The following is a 2,435-nucleotide window of genomic DNA, read 5'->3' as shown; positions in this document are numbered from 1 at the left end:
CCGGCCGTGACAAGTGCCCCGAGGCCGACTCAGCCGCCCGCCAACAGCGACAACAAGGGAAGGGGCAAGGGCAAGGACTAGTGGTGCCGCGCGGAAGTTCGTCGGTGTATCCGGTTACGCGTTGAAAGCTTCGAGGTAGAGGCCGCAGGCGCAGTCGAGGGCCTCTTCGGCGGTTCCGACGGGTGTGCCGGTGGGGAGGAAGGAGTCCTCGTAGTCGTCGTGGCTGGCCCGATAGATGGCGAAGCCCCACAGATGGGCGGAGCCGCCGTAGCGGAGCCGGCACAGCTTGAGGATTGTGCCGTCCCGATAGCGTCCGTCGATGTAGGCGAAGTTGGCCCGGAAGCGGATGTCGATACCGGCGAGGGAAGGCCAGTGGGCGCGGGCGTGGCCGTTGAGCCGGGTGGTGAGGTTGGCCTTGGTCGAGGGGGGTGGGGCCTTCATCGGCCCCATCCTTGCCGGACCGGGTTCAGGCGGCGACGCCCTCCTGGGCTGCGGCGCCGACACGCTCGAGCATGGCGGTGAGGTCTGCGGTGGTGAACCGCCAGTCGAAGGGAGTCGCCGACTCGTTGTAGCGGTCCTGGAAGCGAAGGAGCCGGTCGGCCAGGGCGTTGAGGTCGGCGAAGTCGGCCGGCTTGATGACCTTGCGCTGGATGATGGAGAACACGATCTCGATCTGGTTGAGCCACGAGGCGTGGATCGGCAGGTGCACGAGCCGGGCGGTCGGCCATGCCTGGGCCATCCGGTCGACAGATCGTTGGCCGTTGTGGGACGACCCGTTGTCGACGACCCAGTACACGGTCCGGGCCGACGCGTACGGCTCGGTCGTCATAACCTTCTCGACCAGATCCATAAACGGGACGATCCCCGTCTTGGCGGCGATCGTGCCGATCAGCCGGCCGCGATGGACGTCGTAGGCGCCCATGTAGGCCAGCGTGCCGCCCCGCTTGTACTCGAACTCGACCTGGGAAATCTGCCCGGGCCCGGCTGGGCGGGATGGGTGACGGCGGCGCAGCGCCTGGAGCTGGGACTTCTCGTCCGCGGAGATCACATAGTCGTCCGGACCGAGCCGAACCCCGTCCCACATGCGGGCGTAGAGGTCCAGGACCCGGGCCGCCTTGGCGGCGAAGTCGGGGTCGCGGGGGGAAGATCCATGACCGGTAACGCCACGGCTTGATGGCGTCGGCGTGCAGCCAGCGGCGCACCGTCGACGACGATATCGCCGGCACCAGCCCCTCCCGTACCGCTTGGCCGGCGAGTTCCGCCGAGCTCCACCGCGACAATGGCACGTCGCGCTGCTCGGGCGGCTCGCACGCCAACGCCTTGATCCCGGCCACCACCTCGGAGCCGAACCGGCGGGGCCGACCCGACCGGGGCCGGTCCGCCAGCCCGGCGAGCCCTTCCTCGCAGAACCGCTTCCGCCACCGAGACGCCACGTCCACGCACACGCCGACCCGCGACGCGATCTCCACGTTCTGCACGCCGTCGGCAGCCAACAACACGATCCGGGCCCGCACCACCGCCGCATGCGACGCCGAACGAGACCCCGCCCGTTTCTCGAGCACCGCCCTGTCCTCACTCGACAACCGGACCACGAATGGCGACCGACGAGACACGGCGACCTCCGCGACGATGAGGGAGCGGGTCACCCCGAAAGTTACACCGCTGTACTTATCGGCAGTAGCACTAGTGTCGTGTGAATGAAGTCTTCTGACTTCTGGAATGGCTGAGAATCTGCTCTGCGGTCTTCGTCCACACGAATGGCTTGCAGCGTTCGTTCCACCGTCGATGTAAGTCTCGATGGCGTTCTTGAGCTCGGTGACGCTCCGGAAGGTTCCACGTCGAATGGCCTGGCGGGTGATGATCCCGAAGAAGATCTCCACCATGTTCAGCCACGATCCTGAAGTGGGCGTGAAGTGCATCGTGATCCGAGGGTGCTTGGCCAACCATGCCTTGACGACGGGGTGCTTGTGCGTCGCGTAGTTGTCGCACACCACGTGGAGCTTCACCCTCGGGTACGTCCTGGCCACCAGCTTGAGGAAGGTGAGGAACTCCTGGTGGCGGTGCCGGTCGAAGCAGGCGTCGGTCACCTTGCCGGTGGCGACCTCCAACGCCGCGAACAGCGTGGTGGTGCCGTGGCGCACGTAGTCATGGGTGGCCTTGGCCGGTAGCCCCGGTCGCATGGGCAGGATCGGTGCGGTTCGGTCCAACGCCTGGATCTGGCTCTTCTCGTCGATACAGACCACGACCGCCTTGGCCGGTGGGTCCAGGTAGAGAGCAACGACATCGCGGACCTTGGCATCGAGCTCGGGGTCGGTGGAGAACTTGAAGGTCTCGCTCCGCCACGGCTGCAGGCCCCAGTCCCGCCACACATTGGCCACGGCCACGTTCGAGATCCCCAGCTCCCGGGCCAACAACCGGCTCGACCAGTGGGTCAC

General features: G+C 66.8%; 2 protein-coding genes and 2 pseudogenes. All 4 read right to left on the bottom strand.

Annotated elements, in window-relative coordinates; translation table 11 throughout:
* Positions 1-114: 114 nt before the first annotated feature.
* Positions 115-441, bottom strand: a complete 327-nt coding sequence (locus VNL12_RS10575) for a hypothetical protein (RefSeq protein WP_325594310.1) — start codon at positions 439-441, stop codon at positions 115-117.
* A 25-nt stretch (positions 442-466) separates the two neighbouring features.
* Positions 467-1,048 carry a transposase gene (locus VNL12_RS10570; RefSeq protein WP_325594308.1) on the bottom strand — a complete coding sequence of 194 codons (582 nt, stop codon included), beginning with the start codon at positions 1,046-1,048 and terminating at the stop codon, positions 467-469.
* 199 nt (positions 1,049-1,247) lie between these two features.
* A pseudogene (locus VNL12_RS20930) lies at positions 1,248-1,469 on the bottom strand (helix-turn-helix domain-containing protein); the annotation flags it as partial.
* Positions 1,470-1,683: 214 nt separating this feature from the next.
* Positions 1,684-2,435: pseudogene (locus tag VNL12_RS10565) on the bottom strand (IS630 family transposase); the annotation flags it as partial.

The sequence above is a fragment of the Iamia sp. genome, from assembly GCF_035575815.1.
Lineage (GTDB): Bacteria > Actinomycetota > Acidimicrobiia > Acidimicrobiales > Iamiaceae > Iamia.
The sequence above is the reverse complement of the archived record's forward strand: the minus strand, read 5'-3'. Positions and strand labels throughout refer to the sequence as shown.

What these genes read in the sequence shown, in the direction of transcription:
- VNL12_RS10575 (WP_325594310.1), bottom strand. Translation starts at nt 441, where the DNA reads ATGAAGGCCCCACCCCCCTCGACCAAGGCCAACCTCACCACCCGGCTC.